Origin of the sequence: Pseudomonas sp. NFACC13-1 (assembly GCF_900104425.1) — a bacterium.
Taxonomy (GTDB): Bacteria; Pseudomonadota; Gammaproteobacteria; order Pseudomonadales; family Pseudomonadaceae; genus Aquipseudomonas; species Aquipseudomonas fluorescens_AA.
Genome location: NZ_FMXV01000030.1, coordinates 40,740 through 58,170, shown reverse-complemented (window position 1 = coordinate 58,170; position 17,431 = coordinate 40,740). Strand labels below are relative to the sequence as shown.

The 17,431-nt window shown below is 63.1% G+C and carries 16 protein-coding genes; 8 read left to right on the top strand and 8 right to left on the bottom strand.

Annotated elements, in window-relative coordinates; translation table 11 throughout:
* The first annotated feature begins 112 nt into the window (after positions 1–112).
* Positions 113–793, top strand: a complete 681-nt coding sequence (locus BLQ55_RS26765; protein ID WP_092204908.1) for a phosphatase domain-containing protein — start codon at positions 113–115, stop codon at positions 791–793.
* On the opposite strand, the gene BLQ55_RS26760 is transcribed toward BLQ55_RS26765, so the two are convergent.
* The 3 genes from BLQ55_RS26760 to prlC form a co-directional block, all read right to left on the bottom strand.
* The gene (locus BLQ55_RS26760) at positions 735–2,786 is read right to left on the bottom strand and encodes a M3 family metallopeptidase (protein WP_092258328.1); all 2,052 of its coding nucleotides are present in this window, start codon (positions 2,784–2,786) and stop codon (positions 735–737) included. The genes BLQ55_RS26765 and BLQ55_RS26760 overlap by 59 nt on opposite strands.
* Positions 2,787–2,902: 116 nt before the next feature.
* On the bottom strand, positions 2,903–3,181 hold the full coding sequence (locus BLQ55_RS26755; RefSeq protein WP_092204877.1) for a YheV family putative zinc ribbon protein: 279 nt from the start codon (positions 3,179–3,181) through the stop codon (positions 2,903–2,905).
* A complete protein-coding gene (gene prlC, locus BLQ55_RS26750) occupies positions 3,178–5,256 on the bottom strand; it encodes an oligopeptidase A (protein ID WP_170866276.1) in 2,079 nt (692 codons plus the stop codon). The genes BLQ55_RS26755 and prlC overlap by 4 nt, the downstream gene beginning before the upstream one ends.
* A 72-nt stretch (positions 5,257–5,328) precedes the next feature.
* On the opposite strand from prlC, the gene BLQ55_RS26745 reads away from it, so the two are divergent.
* Positions 5,329–5,874 (top strand): gamma carbonic anhydrase family protein, encoded by a 546-nt coding sequence (locus tag BLQ55_RS26745; protein ID WP_092204878.1) that lies wholly within the window; start codon positions 5,329–5,331, stop codon positions 5,872–5,874.
* Positions 5,875–5,902: 28 nt separating this feature from the next.
* The gene (locus BLQ55_RS26740) at positions 5,903–6,553 is read left to right on the top strand and encodes an HAD family hydrolase (protein ID WP_092204879.1); all 651 of its coding nucleotides are present in this window, start codon (positions 5,903–5,905) and stop codon (positions 6,551–6,553) included.
* A 146-nt stretch (positions 6,554–6,699) separates the two neighbouring features.
* Here the strand turns inward: BLQ55_RS26740 and BLQ55_RS26735 are convergent, their stop codons facing one another.
* From BLQ55_RS26735 to aspA, 4 genes are all read right to left on the bottom strand, one after another.
* Positions 6,700–7,692, bottom strand: a complete 993-nt coding sequence (locus BLQ55_RS26735) for an AraC family transcriptional regulator (RefSeq protein WP_092204880.1) — start codon at positions 7,690–7,692, stop codon at positions 6,700–6,702.
* Between the two features lie 184 nt (positions 7,693–7,876).
* Positions 7,877–8,881 carry an asparaginase gene (locus tag BLQ55_RS26730; protein WP_092258325.1) on the bottom strand — a complete coding sequence of 335 codons (1,005 nt, stop codon included), beginning with the start codon at positions 8,879–8,881 and terminating at the stop codon, positions 7,877–7,879.
* A 132-nt stretch (positions 8,882–9,013) separates the two neighbouring features.
* On the bottom strand, positions 9,014–10,465 hold the full coding sequence (locus BLQ55_RS26725) for an alanine/glycine:cation symporter family protein (protein ID WP_092204882.1): 1,452 nt from the start codon (positions 10,463–10,465) through the stop codon (positions 9,014–9,016).
* Between the two features lie 488 nt (positions 10,466–10,953).
* Complete coding sequence (gene aspA, locus BLQ55_RS26720) at positions 10,954–12,378, bottom strand: aspartate ammonia-lyase (protein ID WP_003196363.1); 1,425 nt, start codon at positions 12,376–12,378, stop codon at positions 10,954–10,956.
* A 180-nt stretch (positions 12,379–12,558) separates the two neighbouring features.
* Here aspA and BLQ55_RS26715 point away from each other — a divergent pair, with 180 nt between their 5' ends.
* The 5 genes from BLQ55_RS26715 (at position 12,559) to BLQ55_RS26695 (ending at position 16,371) form a co-directional block, all read left to right on the top strand.
* Positions 12,559–13,476: a LysR substrate-binding domain-containing protein gene (locus tag BLQ55_RS26715; protein WP_092258321.1), complete on the top strand. Its 918-nt coding sequence runs from the start codon at positions 12,559–12,561 to the stop codon at positions 13,474–13,476.
* Positions 13,477–13,806: 330 nt separating this feature from the next.
* Entirely contained in the window at positions 13,807–14,298 is a 492-nt protein-coding gene (gene purE, locus BLQ55_RS26710) for a 5-(carboxyamino)imidazole ribonucleotide mutase (protein WP_003196369.1), read from the top strand.
* Between the two features lie 12 nt (positions 14,299–14,310).
* Positions 14,311–15,396 (top strand): 5-(carboxyamino)imidazole ribonucleotide synthase, encoded by a 1,086-nt coding sequence (locus BLQ55_RS26705; RefSeq protein ID WP_092167679.1) that lies wholly within the window; start codon positions 14,311–14,313, stop codon positions 15,394–15,396.
* Between the two features lie 103 nt (positions 15,397–15,499).
* Positions 15,500–15,745 (top strand): GlsB/YeaQ/YmgE family stress response membrane protein, encoded by a 246-nt coding sequence (locus tag BLQ55_RS26700; protein ID WP_003187057.1) that lies wholly within the window; start codon positions 15,500–15,502, stop codon positions 15,743–15,745.
* An 89-nt stretch (positions 15,746–15,834) separates the two neighbouring features.
* Positions 15,835–16,371, top strand: coding sequence for a DUF3299 domain-containing protein (locus BLQ55_RS26695; protein ID WP_092258318.1), 537 nt, complete (start codon positions 15,835–15,837; stop codon positions 16,369–16,371).
* Positions 16,372–16,507: 136 nt separating this feature from the next.
* Here BLQ55_RS26695 and BLQ55_RS26690 read toward each other — a convergent pair whose 3' ends face one another.
* On the bottom strand, positions 16,508–17,407 hold the full coding sequence (locus BLQ55_RS26690; protein WP_092258315.1) for a D-hexose-6-phosphate mutarotase: 900 nt from the start codon (positions 17,405–17,407) through the stop codon (positions 16,508–16,510).
* Positions 17,408–17,431 lie beyond the last annotated feature (24 nt).

Genomic DNA, 17,431 nt, shown 5'->3' with positions numbered 1-17,431 from the left:
GCCCAAATACCGGATCGACGTTCACAACGCTTTGACGTTCTGCTCACAGGCTTTTAACCGCAGCGAGCCGAGACTGAGCCTCTCGCATTTCTTCATTTTCGGTCGTCCGTGCATGCTCAAGTTCTGCTCCCGTTCGTTGCTCTGCCTGGCCTTGCTCACCGGGCTGGCCGAAGCGCCTGCCCAAGCCGCCGATTCCCCTGGGACGAGGCCCGCTGAATGGGCTCAGCCGGTGGAAAAGGACTACAACCTCTACCAGATGTCCCCTACGCTCTACCGCAGCTCCCTGCCGGACGGCGGGGCGGTGCCCTTGCTGACGAAGCTCAGGATCGGCACGGTCATCACCTTCCTGCCGGAGTCGGACAAGCGCTGGCTGTCCACCCCCGGCATCGATCAGGTGCAGTTGCCCTATCGCACCAATCACGTCGATGACAGCGACATACTCAGGGCCTTGCGCGCCGTCCAGGCGGCCGAAGCCAAGGGGCCGGTGCTGATGCACTGCAAGCACGGCTCGGACCGCACCGGGCTGGTGGCCGCCATGTACCGGGTGGTGGTCCAGGGCTGGAGCAAAGAAGATGCCCTGAACGAAATGACCGAAGGTGGCTTCGGTGACAGTCATCACTTCAAGGACGGAGTGCGCTACATGATGCAGGCCGACATCGACAAACTCCGCACGGCGCTGGCGAACGGCGATTGCAGCACCAGCGTCTTTGCCCTTTGCTCCTTGGAAAGCTGGGTCAATTCAACGGCGCCGGCGCAGCACCTCGACCCCCAGGTGGCGCTACCGCAGCATTGATCGGCGGCGTGCCGGTAAAGGCGGCGATGGATTCGGACAACGGTCGCAAGTCGCCCGGGGCAAAAACGGTTTCGCGCAGTGCCCGGCCTGTTGCCGGGTTGAACAGCCCGTCACGCTGGAATCGCTGGAACACTTTGGCGGCCAGTGCCTTCGACCAGGCATAGGCGTAGATCCGCGCGCCATAGCCGGTCACCAGGTAATCCAGGCCATTGGGCCAGCGCTCGTTCGCGGACACCGGCAAATGCCCCACCTGCGCACTGGCTTGATCGAACACCTGCTGGACGGTCCGCCCATCGCCGTGGGTGCGGTGCAGCTCCATATCGAATAACGCGTTGCGCAACAGGACGGCGGTTTCCCAACTGGCCTGGGTGGTGGCAAAGGCCAACACTTGGCCGGCGACCTTGTCAGGCATCGTCGCCCCGGTTTGATAGTGCCTGGAGACCCGCACCAGGCATTGCCTGGAAAAGCACCATTGCTCGAACAACACCCCGGCAAACTCGGCGGTGTCGCGGGACAGGCCAGAGATGCCCGACAGGTCACGGTATTCGGCACGGGTCAGGACATGCTGCAGGCAATGACCGAACTCGTGGAAAAGAATGCGCAGTTGCAGATGATCGAGCAGGACCGGGGCCGCCTCTACGCTGCGCGGTAGCCAGGCATGCAGCGTCGCAATGGGGTGTCGGGGGCGGCCCTCGGCGGTGATGCGGCGGCTTCGCAGGGTGGTGGTATTGGGGTAACCGTCTCGGCTTGCATCCGCAAACGGATCGAAATAGAGGTAGCCGATGACCGCTCCCCATTCGCTGACTTCGAAAAGGCGCACCTCCGGGTGCCAGGTCGCCACGTCATGTCGCTCGGCGAAGCTCACTCCGAACAGCTCCGTCGCCATCAGCAATAGCTGTGCGAAGGTGGATTCCAAGGGGAACCAGACGCTCAGCGCTTCCTTGGAAAGGCCCGCTGCCTGCTGGCGAAGTTGATTCGCCAGGTAGGGGTAGTCCCACGGCTGGAGTTCGTTGAAACCCTGTTGCGTGGCAAAGGCCTTGAGCTGGCGCGCGTCCCGCTCGAAAGCGCCGTGTTGTCGTTTGAGTTGGACCCGCAGGAACGCCAGGACTTCTTCGGTGGACACGGCTTGCTCGGGCTCGATCGCCATTTGAGCGAAATCCGAATAGCCCAGGGCGGTGGCGTAGCGATGACGGTCTTCCAACAACTGCCTGAGGATGTCGCTGTTGTCGAAATGGCCCGCCTGGGGGCCCTGATCCGAGGCACGGGTGCTGTAGGCCTCGTACATCTGCTGACGTAGGGCGCGGTTGTCGGCGTATTGAGTGACAACACCAAACGATTCCTCGCTGAGCGTCAACAACCATCCCGGGCGCCCGGCGCCGCGTGCCCGCTGGGCCATTTTCTGTTTGAAGCGCGACGGCAGGCCGCTCAGCGGAGCTTCATCGTCAAACGCCTTGCTCCAGGCCTGATTGGCCATGTGCAGGTTCTCCAGGAATAACCCCTGGAGCTCGTCGATGCGCAACTTCAACAGATTCAGGTCGGCCGACAGGTGCTCTGGCGACCTGTTCCGGTGGAACTGGCCGAGGATTTTCTTCAGGACCCGTTTGCGAGCCGGGGAGAAATGCTTGGCGATCTGGCTGTCTGCCAAGCGCTGGTAAAGCGTGAACAGTGTGGGGTGTTGTTTCAGTTCTACCTGAAAGTCATGCAGCCGTTCAGTGCATTCCAGGGACGCCTGCGCCCAGGCCGCCCCTGGCCTGGTCGTGGTCAGGAGATGCAGCAGGTAGCCGAAACTCTCCAGGCGCCCATGGATTTCGTCCATGGCCAGCACCAGGTCATCCCAGGTGGGAAAGGGTGTCTGAGTCTTGATGATGTCGGCCACTTGAGCGCGACTTTCCACCAGGATCCGGTCCAGGGCCGGGGAGAAATGCCGGGCCTGGATGTGGGCAAACGGGGGCAGGTCATAGGCCTGCAACAGCGGATTGTCAGCGTCGAGCATGGGAACCTTCCTGTCAGTCTGTACTGGCTGGACAGTCTGTAAAGGAAGGGCCCGGGGGCGGCGGTAAATATGTATCGCTTCCGGGCCGGGCGGCCCGGAAGGTGATGCCGCAGATGTCAGTCGGTCTTTTTCTTCAACTTGGGGTTGGGGAAAAACTGCACCGCCTGGACCTTGGCATCCGGCACCTTGGGCGCCGGGGTGTTCACACGGGTGCCCAATTCCTTGGGCACCGACAGGCCTTGCTCGTTGAGGGTGTCGGAATAGCCGCAGGCCACGCATTCGCGGTGCGGCACGCCGTCTTCGTTCCACATCATCAACTTGTCCGGCTCACTGCACGCCGGGCAGACCGCCCCGGCGATGAAGCGTCGTTTGGTAATCACAGGCCCCTCGCTCATGCTGCCGCGTCCTCGGTCAGGCCGCTATGGCGCAAGAGTGCGTCAATCGATGGCTCACGGCCACGGAAGTCGACGAACAGCACCATCGGTTCCTGGGAGCCGCCACGGGCCAGGATCGCCTCGCGGAAGGCACGTCCGGTGGCGGCGTTGAGCACGCCGTCCTCTTCGAACTTGGAGAACGCATCGGCCGACAGCACTTCCGCCCACTTGTAGCTGTAGTAGCCCGCCGCATAACCGCCGGCGAAGATGTGGGCGAAGCTGTTGGGGAAGCGGTTGTAGGCCGGCGGACGCATGACCGACACCTCGTCGCGTACGCCTTCGAGCACTTGCAGCACGCTGCGGCCATCGCCATGGGTGGCATGCAGCTCGAAGTCGAACAGCGAGAACTCCAACTGACGGACCATCATCAGGCCGGACTGGAAGTTTTTCGCCGCGAGCATTTTTTCCAGCAGGTCCTGGGGCAGCGGTTCGCCGGTTTCGTAATGGCCGGAAATCAGCGCCAGGCCTTCGGGTTCCCAGCACCAGTTCTCCATGAACTGGCTCGGCAGCTCCACCGCATCCCAGGCCACGCCGTTGATGCCGGATACCCCAGCGTGTTCGACGCGGGTCAGCAGGTGATGCAGGCCATGGCCGAACTCGTGGAACAGGGTGGTGACTTCATCGTGGGTCAGCAGCGCCGGCTTGCCGCTATCGGCCGGGGTGAAGTTGCACACCAGGTTGGCCACCGGGCTTTGCAGGACGCCTTCGAAGGTGCGACGACGGTCGCGGGCGCCGTCCATCCAGGCGCCGCCACGCTTGTTGGCGCGGGCATAGAGGTCGAAGAAGAAGCGGCCGACATGCTGGCCGTTTTCCTTGATTTCGAACAGGCGCACGTCCGGGTGCCAGCTGTCGAAGCCTTTCAGTTCGGCGATCTCGATGCCGTAGAGACGCTGGACGATGGCGAACAGGCCGCTCAGGACCTTGTCGATCGGGAAGTAGGCGCGCAGGGCTTCCTGGGCCACGCTGTACCGCTGCTGGCGCAGTTTTTCACCGTAGAAACCGCTGTCCCAGCTTTGCAGGTCGGGGCAGCCCTGTTCGGCGGCATAGGCCTTGAGCTGTTCCAGGTCCTGGGCCGCGAACGGCTTGCTGCGCTTGGCCAGGTCACGCAGGAAACTGAGGACCTGGTCGCTGGATTCGGCCATCTTGGTCGCCAGGCTCAACTCGGCGAAGTTGGCGAAACCGAGCAATTGGGCCAGTTCCTGGCGCAGGTCGAGGATCTGTTCCATCACCGGGCCGTTGTCGTTCTGGCCGGCATTCGGGCCTTGGTCCGAGGCGCGGGTGCAGTAGGCGGCGTAGACCTCTTCGCGCAGGGCGCGGTCTTCGGCGTAGGTCATCACCGCGTAATAGCTGGGGAATTCCAGGTTGATCAGCCAGCCGTCCAGCTCCTTGGCCTGGGCAGCGGCGGCCATTTGCGCCTTGGCCGAGTCGGTCAGGCCGGCGAGGGCGGCTTCGTCGGTGACGTGCTTGGTCCAGGCCTGGGTCGCGTCCAGCAGTTGATTGGAGAAGCGGCTGCCCAGCTCGGACAGTTTGCTCTGCACCTCGGCGTAGCGCTTCTGCTGCTCGGGCGGCAGGTCGATGCCCGACAGGCGGAAATCACGCAGGGAATGTTCCAGAATGGTTTTCTGCGCCACGTCGAAACCGGCGGCTTCCGGGCTGTTCGCCAGGGCTTCGAAGGCCTGGAACAGTTCGCGGTTCTGGCCCAGTTCGGTGGAGTAGGCACTCAGCGCCGGCAGGCAGGCCTCGTAGGCTTCGCGCAGTTCCGGGCTGTTGCGCACGGCGTTCAAATGACTGACCGGGCTCCAGGCGGCGCCCAGGCGATCATTGAGCTCGTCCATCGCCAAAACCAGGCCGGCCCAGGTAGGCTGCTGGACTTGGGTCTTGAGGATTTCGGCAATGGCCGCACGGTTATCAGCCAGGATCTGCTCGATGGCCGGTTGCACGTGTTCGGCACGGATCGCCGAGAATGGCGGCAGGTCATAGGGCTGCAAAAGAGGGTTGTTCACGCTCACGGTCGACACCTTGGCTGGAAGAAACATCGGCCCATCTTAATTACAATCGGCGCTCACCGCAGCTAGCAGCGCCTATCACCGGACAAGAGAGAGCCTATCGTGACCCTTCGCACGTACCAGAACCACAGCCCGCGGCTAGCCCGTGGCGCTTTTGTCGACAGCACCGCGGTGGTGATCGGCGACGTCGAAATCGGCGAAGACAGCTCCGTCTGGCCGCTGACGGTCATTCGCGGCGACATGCACCGCATCCGTATCGGTGCGCGTACCAGTGTCCAGGATGGTTGTGTGTTGCACATCACCCACGCCGGGCCCTTCAACCCGGATGGCTTCCCGTTGCTGGTCGGCGACGACGTGACCATCGCCCACAAGGTCATGCTCCATGGTTGCTCGGTGGGCAGCCGTGTGCTGATCGGCATGGGCAGCATCGTGATGGATGGCGCGGTGGTCGAAGACGACGTGATCATCGGTGCCGGCAGCCTGGTACCGCCGGGCAAGCGCCTGGAAAGCGGCTTTTTGTACGTGGGCAGCCCGGTGAAACAGGTCCGGCCGCTGACAGACAAGGAGCGCGCGTTTTTCACCTACAGCGCGGCGAACTACGTGAAGCTCAAGGACCTGCATCTGGCCGAAGGCTACGACCAGGCCTGAATCGTCCCGCCATTGCCCAGGAAATTTCATGCATTACCAAACCGTACTCTTCGACCTCGACGGCACCCTCACCGACCCGCGCGAGGGCATCACCCGTTCGATCCAGTTCGCCCTGAGCAAATTGGGCATCGACGAGCCCGACCTCACCCGCCTCGAGCACTTCATCGGCCCGCCGCTGTTGCAGGCCTTCATGCAGTTCTATGACTTCGACGAAGCGAAGGCCTGGGAGGCGGTGAATTTCTATCGTGAGCGCTTCAAGGTCACCGGCCTTTATGAGAACCGTGTCTTCGACGGTGTGATGCCGCTGCTGGAAACCTTGGGCGGCCAAGGGCGCCAGTTGTACATCGCCACGTCCAAACCCTGGCTCTTCGCCCGGGAAATCGCCCGCCACTTCGACTTCGCCCGGCATTTCAAGGTGATCTACGGCAGCGAACTGGACGGCACCCGTACCAACAAGGTCGAGCTGATCGCCCACCTGCTGGCCGAAGAAGGCCTCGATCCGGCCAGCACCCTGATGATCGGCGACCGCAAACACGACCTGATCGGCGCCCACAGCAATGGCCTGGATGCGGCAGCGGTCGGGTATGGGTTTGGCAGCCACGCAGAACTGAGCACCGAGCGCCCGGCGTATCACTTCCAGACGGTGGAGGCGTTGCATCAGGCGTTTTTGCGGCGCTGACTGGGTCGTCATCGCGAGCAAGCTCGCTCCCACAGGGGTGGGGCTGCTCGCAACATTTGTGAACAGTGGCAATCCTCAGTGGGAGCGAGCTTGCTCGCGATGGCGGCAGCCCAGACACCCCCCCGGCCTCAAGGTGTAGCGGTGATTCAGGCCCTGAACTGGCTGGGCGCCACGCCGCTCCAGCGCACGAAGGCATGGCGGAAGCTGGCGGTTTCGCTGAAGCCCAGTCGTTCGGCGATTCGATAGATCGGCAATTGGTCCTCGCAGAGCATCTGCTTGGCCCGCTCGAAGCGCAGTTCGTCCAGCAGCTCCTGGTAGCTGCAGCCCAGGTCCTTGAGGTGGCGGCGCAAGGTGCGCGCCGAGCAGTTCATCTGTTCGGCCAGGCCCTCCAGGCCGGGGGCGGCGTCCAGTTGGGTGTCGAGCAACTGGCGGATCCGTCCCAGCCAGGCTTGGCGTCCGGTGAATTCGGTGTTCTGCCGGCGACAGCGTTCGGCCATGGCGTGATGGGTGATGGGGTCGGCCAGGGGCAAGGGTTGGTCGAGCCAGTGACGGTCGAAGGCGAAAGCGTTATCGGTGCTGTCGAAGCGCACCGGGCAGTCGAAGAGTGCGGTGTAGCGCGCCTGGTAGTCGGGCGCCGGGTGTTCGAAGCGCGCGGCGTGCAACGGCAATGCATGGCCGAGGAGGTCGTTGCAGATCACCTTTAGCGAAACCATGCAGAACTCGGCGTTGAACACCGCCAGGGCCGGGCTCTCCCGATAATCGTTGGCGCTGAACCAGATGTGCTCGCCATCGTCGTCCAGATTCAGCTCGAAGAGTGTTCCCAACAGCGCCGGGTAGCGCAGTGCCAGGCGCAAAGCGTCACCTAAGGTGGCACTGGTGAGCAGGGCATAGCCGAGCATGCCGTAGGACGAAACGTGCATGCGCAGGCCCAATTCCAGGCCGATGTCGCGCTTGAGGGCCACGGCATTGGCGCAGACCTGCATCTCCTGGTTGGTGGTGATGCGCGTATCGGCCCGGCTCAGGTCCGCCGCGCTGATGCCGCTGCCGGCCAACAAGGCATCGCTGGGCAAGCCTTCGCTTTTGAAGGTGCTCAGTACCAGCGAGACGGCGTTGAGGGTGGTGAGGTGGGAATGAAGCATGTCCGTTTCCAGCCTGGGGAAGCTGGAAACGGAGCAAGTTATATGCCGGATGAAAATCGGAAGCTCGACACAACACCCAATGTGGGAGCGAGCTTGCTCGCGATGGCGGTGTGTCAGTCGCCGCTGAAGTTGACTGTCAGCCCGCGATCGCGAGCAAGCTCGCTCCCACAGGGATTGCCGGGTATCAGATAAGCTCGCCGCACAGATCCAGCTCTACCAGCCGCCGAACCTCTTCCACCGGCAGGCCAGCGCCGATCAATGCCTGCAACTTGCCGAGCGCGGCCTCGCGGGTCATGCCGCCGCCGGACAGCACGCCGACACCGCGCAAGCGGCTACCGGCTTCATACACGTCCAGCTCGACGCCACCTTCGTGGCATTGGGTCACCGCCACGACCACCACGCCGCTGTCCCGCGCCCGCTCGAGGCTGGCGAGGAAGGCCGGGTTGTCGCTCGGCCCGGTGCCGCTGCCGTAGCATTCCAGCACCAGACCTTGGATACCGCTGCCCAGCAAGCCATCGAGGATCTGCGCACTGATGCCGGGAAACAGCGGCAGCGCCGCGATGTTCGCCAGTCGCCTGGGCTGGTTGTAGTTCAACTGCGCTGGCAGGGTCGGCGCCGGGGTGCCGCCGCCCTGGCGTTCCAGGCGCTTGAACGGGTGGCGACCGAAGCTGCGCACCTTCGCGCAACGGGTCGGTGCCAGCAGCTCACCGTGGAAGTACAAGTGCACGCCCGGCGCCAGGCCCTGGCCGAGGGCGACCAGGGCGCCGCTGAGGTTTTCCCAGGCGTCGCTGTCGGCCACGCCGGCGGGCAGCATCGAGCCGGTGAAGCAGACCCGCGCATGCAGGCCCAGCAGTTGGAAGCTCATCGCCGCCGCGCTGTAGGCCAGGGTGTCGGTGCCGTGCAAAATCAGTACGCTGTCGCAGCCCTGCACGTCCACGGCATCGACCACCGCTTCGCGCAGTTGCTGCCAATAGGCCGGGGTCATGTTGGCGCTGTCGATCAATGGCGACATCTCCCGGAAGCGCCATTGCGGCACGACGAGTTCGGGTTGGCTGTGCAGGTAATCGCACATCCGCGCTTCGAAGCCGGATGCCGGGGCCAGGCCGTGGGCGCTGGCCTGCATGCCGATGGTGCCGCCGGTGTAGAGCACCATGACGTGCTGGGCGGCAGGGTAGGTCGAGGAATTCATGGTTGTTCTCCGAGGACGAAAACGGCAGCTTTACTTCGCTGCCACAACATAGGGCCGAGCATGACGCCGACCCTACGCTGTGTCACGCCGGGCGCAGGGGATGCGCCCGGTTTTTTACAATCGGCCTGCCGATCAGCGTTGCGCTGCGGCCACGCCAGCAGTCGCGGCGTCAGGCTTGGCAACCGGTGCCGACGGGGTGGCTGGCCACGCCTTGCGGTCCAGGTCCAGGTCCGGGAACTTGCTGGAGTCGAACACCGGAACCTTGATGCCGGCCGAACGCTGGTCATCGTAGTCACGCAGGATGCGCATGCCGACCTTGAACAGCAGGAACAGCGCGATCAGGTTCACGAACGCCAGCAGGGTCATGGTGATGTCGGCGAACGCGAACACGGTGCCGAGGTTTTCGATGGCGCCCCAGAAAATCAGGACCAGGACCAGCGCGCGGTAGCCCATCAGGACCTTGCGATTGTCACCGATCATGAAGCGCAGGTTGTTCTCGCCCAGGTAGTAGTTGTAGAGGATCGAGGTGAACACGAACAACGACAGGGCCACGGAGATGAATATCCGGCCCCAGTCACCCACGACGGCTGCCAGGGAGTTCTGGGTCAGGGCAATGCCGTCGCCTTCGAAACCCGGGGTGTAGAAGCCCGACAGCAGGATCAGCAGCGCGGTGCAGGTGCAGATCACGAAGGTGTCCAGGAACACGCTGAATGCCTGGACCACGCCCTGGGCGACCGGGTGCTCGACCGACGCGACGGCGGCGACGTTAGGCGCACTGCCCAGGCCGGCTTCGTTGGCGAACACGCCACGCTTGACGCCCATGACGATGGCGCTGCCGATCAGGCCGCCGAACGCCTGGTCCAGACCGAAGGCGCTCTTGACGATGGTCGCCAGCATGCCCGGTACATGTTCGAACTGCAGCACGATCACGTAGAGGGTCACGGCGATATACGCCAGGGTCTTGACCGGTACCAGCAGGTCGGCAACCTTGGCGATGCGCTTGATGCCGCCGATGAATACCAGGCCCAGCAGCACCGCCAGGCCGAGGCCGGTGTAGGTGGTGTCAAAGCCGAAAGCGTTGTTCAGGGAGTGGGTCACGGCGTGGGCTTGCAGGCCGTTGAAGGCGAAGCCGAAGGTGACCAGCAGCAGGAATGCCATGATCATGCCCAACCAGCGTTTCTGCAGGCCGTGCTGGATGTAATAGGACGGGCCGCCACGGTACTGGCCTTCGGAGTCGCAGCGCTTGTAGAGCTGGCCGAGTGAGCACTCGAAGAAGCTGCTGGACATACCGACCAGGGCGGTTACCCACATCCAGAACACCGCACCAGGGCCGCCGAGGGTCACGGCGATGCCGACACCGGCGATGTTGCCCGCGCCGACACGGCCGGCCAGGCTGAGCATCAGGGCCTGGAAGGAACTGAGCTGGTCAGTGCTGCTTTTCAGGCTTTCACGGAACACCGTGAACATGTGGAAGAAGTGACGGAACTGGACGAAACGCGAGCGGATCGTGAAGTAGCCACCGAGCCCGACAATGAGCACGATCAGCACTTTCCCTGATAGGAAGTCGTTGATGACTTCGAGCATGAGTATTCCTCGCTGTTTTTTGTTTAAGCAAATGCTGGCCCTTTGGAAATATCGCGTTACACCGGTCGGCGCGCGGCCCGACAGATGAGGCGAAGTTTCGTCCCGGTCCATTTTCGCGGGTTTGTTATTAGTTCGGTTTTCGCATGTTTAAGGGTCTCGTTGCGGACGACCGCTCATGCGAAGAGGGGCGGCACTATACCTATCAGTGCGATGCCCGTCTGCACAGTTGTGGTGCGTCCGACGAAACGGACCCTTTGGAACACCTGGCCTTACGGTCAGGTTCTTGTGGGGGCGAGCCTGCTCGCGTTGGCTGGCGACACGGTTTACAACGGGCAGCGTGTCGTCGTTTATCGCGAGCAGGTTCCTTCCCACAGGTTCGGTCATCCCTGGCTGCTATCAATTAAAAAAAGGGCTTGGGGAAGATCCCCAAGCCCTCAAAAGGTGAGAGGTGTCTAGTCCCTCGACCTGGTGAGCGGTGGCCGTGTCGATCACGCTTTGAGCGGGACCAGACGCGGAGCAATCATGTTTTCCGGGCGCAGGATGTCGTCGAGCATGGCGTCGTCGAGCAAGCCTTCTTCGCGCACCAGTTCCAGCACGCCGCGGCCACTTTCCAGGGCAACACGGGCGATGCGGGTGGCGTTTTCATAGCCGATGTACGGGTTCAGGGCGGTGACCAGGCCGATCGAGTGCTCGACCAGTTCGCGGCAGCGCGCTTCGTTGGCGGTGATGCCGACGATGCAGTGCTCGCGCAGCATGTCCATGGCCCGTTGCAGCAGGCGGATCGAGTCGAAGATCTTGAAGGCGATCAGCGGCTCCATCACGTTCAGTTGCAGTTGGCCGCCTTCGGCCGCGATGGTCAGGGCCAGGTCGTTGCCGATGATTTGGAATGCCACTTGGTTGACCGCTTCCGGGATCACCGGGTTGACCTTGCCGGGCATGATCGAGCTGCCTGGCTGGCGGGCCGGCAGGTTGATTTCGTTGATGCCGGTGCGTGGGCCGCTGGACAGCAGGCGCAGGTCGTTACAGATCTTCGACAGCTTGACCGCGGTGCGCTTGAGCATGCCGGAGAACAGCACGAAGGCGCCCATGTCGGAGGTGGCTTCGATCAGGTCGGCGGCTGGCACCAGCGGCTGGCCGCTGATGGTCGCCAGGCGCTGCACGGCCAGGGCCTGGTAGCGCGGATCGGCGTTGATGCCGGTGCCGATGGCGGTGCCGCCCAGGTTCACTTCGGTGAGCAGTTCAGGCGCCAGGGTTTTCAGGCGTGCCAGGTCTTCGCTCAGGGTGGTGGCGAAGGCGCGGAATTCCTGGCCGAGGGTCATCGGCACGGCATCCTGCAGCTGGGTGCGGCCCATTTTCAGGACGTGGCTGAATTCTTCGCCCTTGGCCGCGAACGCCTGGATCAGGCTGTCGAGGCTGGCCAGCAACGCGTCGTGACCCAGCAGCAGACCCAGGCGGATCGCGGTCGGGTAGGCGTCGTTGGTGGACTGCGCCATGTTCACGTCGTTGTTGGGGTGCAGGTACTGGTACTCGCCTTTCTGGTGGCCCATGGCCTCCAGCGCGATGTTGGCGATGACTTCGTTGGCATTCATGTTGGTCGACGTGCCGGCGCCGCCCTGGATCATGTCCACCACGAATTCTTCGTGGAAGTCGCCGCGGATCAATCGTGCACAGGCTTCGCTGATGGCGGCGTGCTTGGCTTCGCTGAGCTGCCCCAGTTCGCGGTTGGCGTCAGCGGCGGCCTGTTTGACCATTGCCAGACCGACCACCAGCTTGGGGTAATGCGAGATCGGGACGCCGGAGAGACGGAAGTTGTTTACCGCTCGTAGGGTCTGGATGCCGTAATACGCTTGCGCTGGTACTTCGAGTACGCCAAGCAGGTCTTTTTCTGTGCGGAATGATGCAGCGGAGGACATGACGGAAATCATCTCGATAAGGACCCGGTCTGAGCCGGAACGCTGTGGATCCTAGGCTCTGGGAAAAAATACGGCCAATGCTGTTAAACACTGGCCTATGCATATTCGGCATAATGTCGGTGTGACGCCGACGGTGCGGCGAACGTGTGACCTGTTTTGGTGCGTGTAGGGGAGGACGTGATGAATCTTGAAAGCAAGTGGCTCGAGGACTTCAGTGCCCTGGCCGCGACCCGCAGTTTCTCCCAGGCGGCCGAGCGGCGTTTCGTGACGCAACCGGCATTCAGCCGGCGAATTCGCAGCCTTGAGGCTGCGCTGGGGCTGACCCTGGTCAACCGTTCCCGTACGCCCGTCGAGCTGACGGCGGCGGGGCAGTTGTTCTTGGTGACGGCGCGCACGGTGGTGGAGCAATTGGGCGAAGTGCTGCGCCATTTGCATCACCTGGAAGGCGGGCAGGGCGAAGTCATCCAGGTGGCCGCCGCCCACTCCCTGGCGCTGGGCTTCTTCCCACGCTGGATCGCGCAACTGCGCAACGAAGGGATGAACATCGCCACTCGGCTGGTGGCGACCAACGTCGGCGACGCCGTCCACGCCCTGCGTGAAGGTGGCTGCGATTTGATGCTGGCCTTCTACGATCCGGATTCGGCCATGCAGATGGACCCGGAGATCTTCCCGTCGCTGCACCTGGGCCAGACCGAAATGCTCCCGGTATGCGCCGCCGATGGCAATGGCAACCCGCTGTTCGATCTTGAGGGCGAGTCCAGCGTGCCGCTGCTGGCCTACAGCGCCGGGGCGTTCCTGGGGCGTTCGGTCAACCAGTTGTTGCGCCAGCGGGCGCTGCGGTTCACCACGATCTACGAGACGGCCATGGCCGACAGCCTGAAAAGCATGGCCCTGGAAGGCCTGGGCATCGCCTGGGTGCCGCACCTGAGCGTACGCGCCGAACTGGCCCGGGGCGAACTGGTGATCTGCGGTGGCACACAATGGCACGTGCCCCTGGAGATCCGCCTGTACCGCTGCGCCCTGGTGCGCAAGGCCAATGTGCGGTTGCTGTGGCGCAAGCTCGAGGGCGGTGCGGCGCAGGGTGTGGCCGCTCCCTGAGCATGACGAAGACCCTGTGGGAGCGAGCCTGCTCGCGATAGCGGTGGGTCAGTCGCCACCTACACGACTGACACTCCGCATTCGCGAGCAGGCTCGCTCCCACAGGGATTTGCGTTGTTGGTTCGCTGACCTTCGAGTCAATAAAACCGCCACTTCACCCCAAATGACAGATGGTCGGCGAAAGTGCGTTTAACGCACCATTTTCGGTATACTGCCCGGCCTTCGGTCGGTTCGCCCGGCCATAATTCGTACAACAAGCCACGCCGGTTTCCTGCGTGGCTTGTTGTTTTTTGACGCGCCTGCGGGCGCCCAGAGAGAAGAGGCACGACGATGAGTGCACTGGTTGGCGTGATCATGGGCTCCAAGTCCGATTGGTCCACCCTTAGCCACACCGCCGATATGCTGGAAAAGCTCGGCATCCCTTACGAGGTAAAAGTGGTCTCCGCCCACCGTACCCCGGACCTGCTGTTCCAGTACGCCGAAGAGGCCGAGGCACGTGGCATCGAGGTGATCATCGCCGGTGCCGGTGGCGCGGCCCACTTGCCGGGCATGTGCGCGGCCAAGACCCACCTGCCGGTGCTGGGCGTGCCGGTCCAGTCGTCGATGCTCTCGGGCGTCGACTCGTTGCTGTCGATCGTGCAGATGCCGGCCGGTATCCCGGTCGCGACCCTGGCCATCGGCAAGGCCGGCGCGATCAACGCGGCCCTGCTGTCGGCGAGCATTCTGGGCGCCAAGCATCCACAGTTTCATACCGTGCTGAAAAAATTCCGCGCTGAGCAGACAGACAGCGTCCTGGACAATCCAGACCCACGCATTGCCTGAGGTTGTTGACGAATGAAGATCGGTGTAATCGGTGGCGGCCAGTTGGGCCGCATGTTGGCCCTGGCAGGTACGCCGCTGGGGATGAACTTCGCTTTCCTGGACCCGGCGCCGGACGCCTGTGCCGCGGCGCTGGGTGAACACCTGCGGGCCGACTACGGCGACCAGGATCACCTGCGCCAATTGGCCGATGAAGTCGATCTGGTGACCTTCGAATTCGAAAGCGTCCCGGCCGAAACCGTGGCCTTCCTGTCCCAGTTCGTTCCGGTCTACCCGAGCGCCGAAGCCCTGCGGATCGCCCGTGACCGCTGGTTCGAAAAGAACATGTTCAAGGACCTGGGCATCCCCACGCCGGCCTTCGCCGACATTCAGTCCCAGGCCGACCTGGACGCCGCTGTCGCCGCCATCGGCCTGCCCGCCGTGCTCAAGACCCGTACCCTGGGTTACGACGGCAAGGGCCAGAAAGTCCTGCGCAAGCCTGAAGACGTGGTCGGTACGTTTGCCGAGCTTGGCAGCGTGGCCTGCCTGCTGGAAGGTTTCGTGCCGTTCACCGGGGAAGTCTCGCTGATCGCCGTGCGCGCCCGCGATGGTGAAATCCGCTTCTATCCGCTGGTGCACAACACCCACAAGGACGGCATCCTCAAGCTGTCCGTCGCCAGCACCGATCATCCGTTGCAGGCCCTGGCCGAGGACTACTCCAGCCGGGTGCTCAAGCAACTGGACTATGTCGGCGTGATGGCGTTCGAGTTCTTCGAAGTGGACGGCGGCCTCAAGGCCAACGAAATCGCACCACGGGTACACAACTCCGGGCACTGGACCACCGAAGGCGCCGAGTGCAGCCAGTTCGAAAACCACCTGCGGGCGGTGGCCGGGCTGCCACTGGGGTCGACCGCCAAGGTCGGTGAAAGCGCGATGCTCAATTTCATCGGCAAGGTTCCGGACAGTGACAAGGTCCTGGCGATTGCCGACTGCCATTTGCACCACTATGGCAAGGCGTTCAAGGTCGGGCGCAAGGTCGGTCACGCCAACCTGCGCTGCGCTGACCGGGCCACACTGGCCCAGCAGATCATCAAGGTCGAGGCGCTGATCGCCGAACAATAATCTGGAACGGCGGTGGAACCATTCGTCGGCTAATCTTTCTCATGGCTAAGTGCCAAGGCCTGACCGGGCTTTGGCTTAGCGACTCAATGAGAGGGGAAATGCCATGGGAATCATCGGAACCATCTTTATCGGCTTGATCGTTGGCCTGCTGGCGCGCTTCCTGAAACCGGGCGATGACAGCATGGGCTGGATCATGACCATCCTGCTCGGTATCGGCGGTTCGTTGGCGGCCACTTACGGCGGCCAGGCCCTGGGCATCTACCAGGCCGGCCAAGGCGCAGGTTTCATCGGTGCCCTGGTGGGCGCGATCGTGTTGCTGGTGATCTACGGCCTGATCAAAAGAAACTGATCCAAATGCAGCAAGGCCCTCTCCGCGTGGCGAGCAGAGGGGGCTAGAATGCTCGGCGTTTCACTTTCCATTCATTGCCGAGCCCTTTCATGCGCCGTCTAGTATTGACCCTTCTTCTGCTGGGCAGTGGCCTGGCCCATGCTGCCGAGCTGCCGGAAACCGACTGGCTCGAATTGATGCCCAAGTCGGACCAGAAAGCCCTCGAGGCCATGCCCGAGATCGACCACAACTCCCCGGAAGCCAACGGCACCTTCACTGAAAAAGGCGGCCTGAAGCAAAGCAAGGGCTTGCCGGCGGTGATGTATTCGACCAAGACCGTGGCGGCGATGAACGACAAGCACATCCGCATCGGCGGTTACCCGGTGCCGCTGGAAACCGACGCCAGGGGCCGCAGCACGCTGTTTTTCCTGGTGCCCTACCCAGGCGCCTGCATCCACGTCCCGCCACCGCCGCCTAACCAACTGGTGCTGGTGCGCTATCCCAAGGGCCTGAAGCTGGACGACATCTACACGCCGCTCTGGGTGACGGGCACGCTGAAGATCGAAAAGGTCGACAACGACCTGGCGAGCGCGGCGTATGCGCTGGACGCGGACAAGGTGAGGGTGGTGCAGGAGGCGGATTTGTAGGTGCCAGTAAATTTGGCGTAGATCCACTGTGGGAGCGAGCCTGCTCGCGATAGCGGACTGACAGTCAACATCTGCATTGACTGATAGACCGCTATCGCGAGCAGGCTCGCTCCCACAAGGGGATTTTTGGTGGGGCTTAGAGCGGCTTGCTGCAGATGCTCACGCCAAGGGTATGGCTGGCCTTGGGCAACAACGTCACCACGTCGTCCATCACATTCGCCGTCTCGATGCACAACATGCGCTGCCAGCCATCGTCGGCCATGTCGCTGAAGGCTTTGGCGCGTTCGGTCCAGGGGTTCCAGATCACCGCCGAGCGCGAACCGCTGCTGGTCAGTTCGATCCGTCGTTCCCAGTGCGGGTCGATGATGCTCAGCGTCGGCGGGGTATCGAGGTAGATGCGGTCGGTCTCGCTGGCAAATGTCAGGTCGCCGGCCTGGGTGTGGGTATTCCAGTCGTCCAGGGTCTCGATGTAGCTCAAGCCATCCACCCCTTCGACCCGCACGTTGCGCACGTCGCTCACGGCGAAGTAGCTGTGCAGCGCCTGGCTGAGGCTGACGGTTTCGCTGCCACGGTTATGGCTGGTGAGGCGGATGTGCAGTTGCTCGTCCATCACGATAGTCAGCGTCAGGTCTACCTGATGAGGCCAGCCCGAGAGGCCGTTTTCAGGGTAGGGCAGCACGAATTCCACCTTGAGGCTCTCGCCTTCGGTTTCGATGCCCTTCAATTCCCAATCCATCGCCCGCACCAGGCCGTGGGCCGTGGCCGGGTCGTTGCTCACGCGCATGGCCTGTACGCTGTCGGGGTTGCGCGTCAGGTTGCCGAACCACGGCCAGCACACCGGCACGCCCGCGCGGATGCTCTTGCCGGCCTTGAACGTGGCCTGGTCGTTGAGCCAGATCAGTGGCGGCTGGCCGTCCACTTGATAACTGAGGATGTGCGCGCCTTGCTGGGCCACCAGCAGCTCGGCCTGACCGTGACGGATGCGCCAGGCGTTCAGTTCATCCAGTTTGACCGCTTCGACGTTGGGCGTAGGCATGTTGCAAATCTCGCTCGGGAACAG

Bases quoted from the DNA above. Each gene is read 5' to 3' on its own strand.
- BLQ55_RS26765 (WP_092204908.1), top strand. From the start codon at position 113: ATGCTCAAGTTCTGCTCCCGTTCGTTGCTCTGCCTGGCCTTGCTCACC.
- BLQ55_RS26760 (WP_092258328.1), bottom strand. From the start codon at position 2,786: ATGCTCGACGCTGACAATCCGCTGTTGCAGGCCTATGACCTGCCCCCG.
- BLQ55_RS26755 (WP_092204877.1), bottom strand. From the start codon at position 3,181: ATGAGCGAGGGGCCTGTGATTACCAAACGACGCTTCATCGCCGGGGCG.
- prlC (WP_170866276.1), bottom strand. From the start codon at position 5,256: ATGTTTCTTCCAGCCAAGGTGTCGACCGTGAGCGTGAACAACCCTCTT.
- BLQ55_RS26740 (WP_092204879.1), top strand. From the start codon at position 5,903: ATGCATTACCAAACCGTACTCTTCGACCTCGACGGCACCCTCACCGAC.
- BLQ55_RS26735 (WP_092204880.1), bottom strand. From the start codon at position 7,692: ATGCTTCATTCCCACCTCACCACCCTCAACGCCGTCTCGCTGGTACTG.
- BLQ55_RS26730 (WP_092258325.1), bottom strand. From the start codon at position 8,881: ATGAATTCCTCGACCTACCCTGCCGCCCAGCACGTCATGGTGCTCTAC.
- BLQ55_RS26725 (WP_092204882.1), bottom strand. From the start codon at position 10,465: ATGCTCGAAGTCATCAACGACTTCCTATCAGGGAAAGTGCTGATCGTG.
- aspA (WP_003196363.1), bottom strand. From the start codon at position 12,378: ATGTCCTCCGCTGCATCATTCCGCACAGAAAAAGACCTGCTTGGCGTA.
- BLQ55_RS26715 (WP_092258321.1), top strand. From the start codon at position 12,559: ATGAATCTTGAAAGCAAGTGGCTCGAGGACTTCAGTGCCCTGGCCGCG.
- purE (WP_003196369.1), top strand. From the start codon at position 13,807: ATGAGTGCACTGGTTGGCGTGATCATGGGCTCCAAGTCCGATTGGTCC.
- BLQ55_RS26705 (WP_092167679.1), top strand. From the start codon at position 14,311: ATGAAGATCGGTGTAATCGGTGGCGGCCAGTTGGGCCGCATGTTGGCC.
- BLQ55_RS26700 (WP_003187057.1), top strand. From the start codon at position 15,500: ATGGGAATCATCGGAACCATCTTTATCGGCTTGATCGTTGGCCTGCTG.
- BLQ55_RS26695 (WP_092258318.1), top strand. From the start codon at position 15,835: ATGCGCCGTCTAGTATTGACCCTTCTTCTGCTGGGCAGTGGCCTGGCC.
- BLQ55_RS26690 (WP_092258315.1), bottom strand. From the start codon at position 17,407: ATGCCTACGCCCAACGTCGAAGCGGTCAAACTGGATGAACTGAACGCC.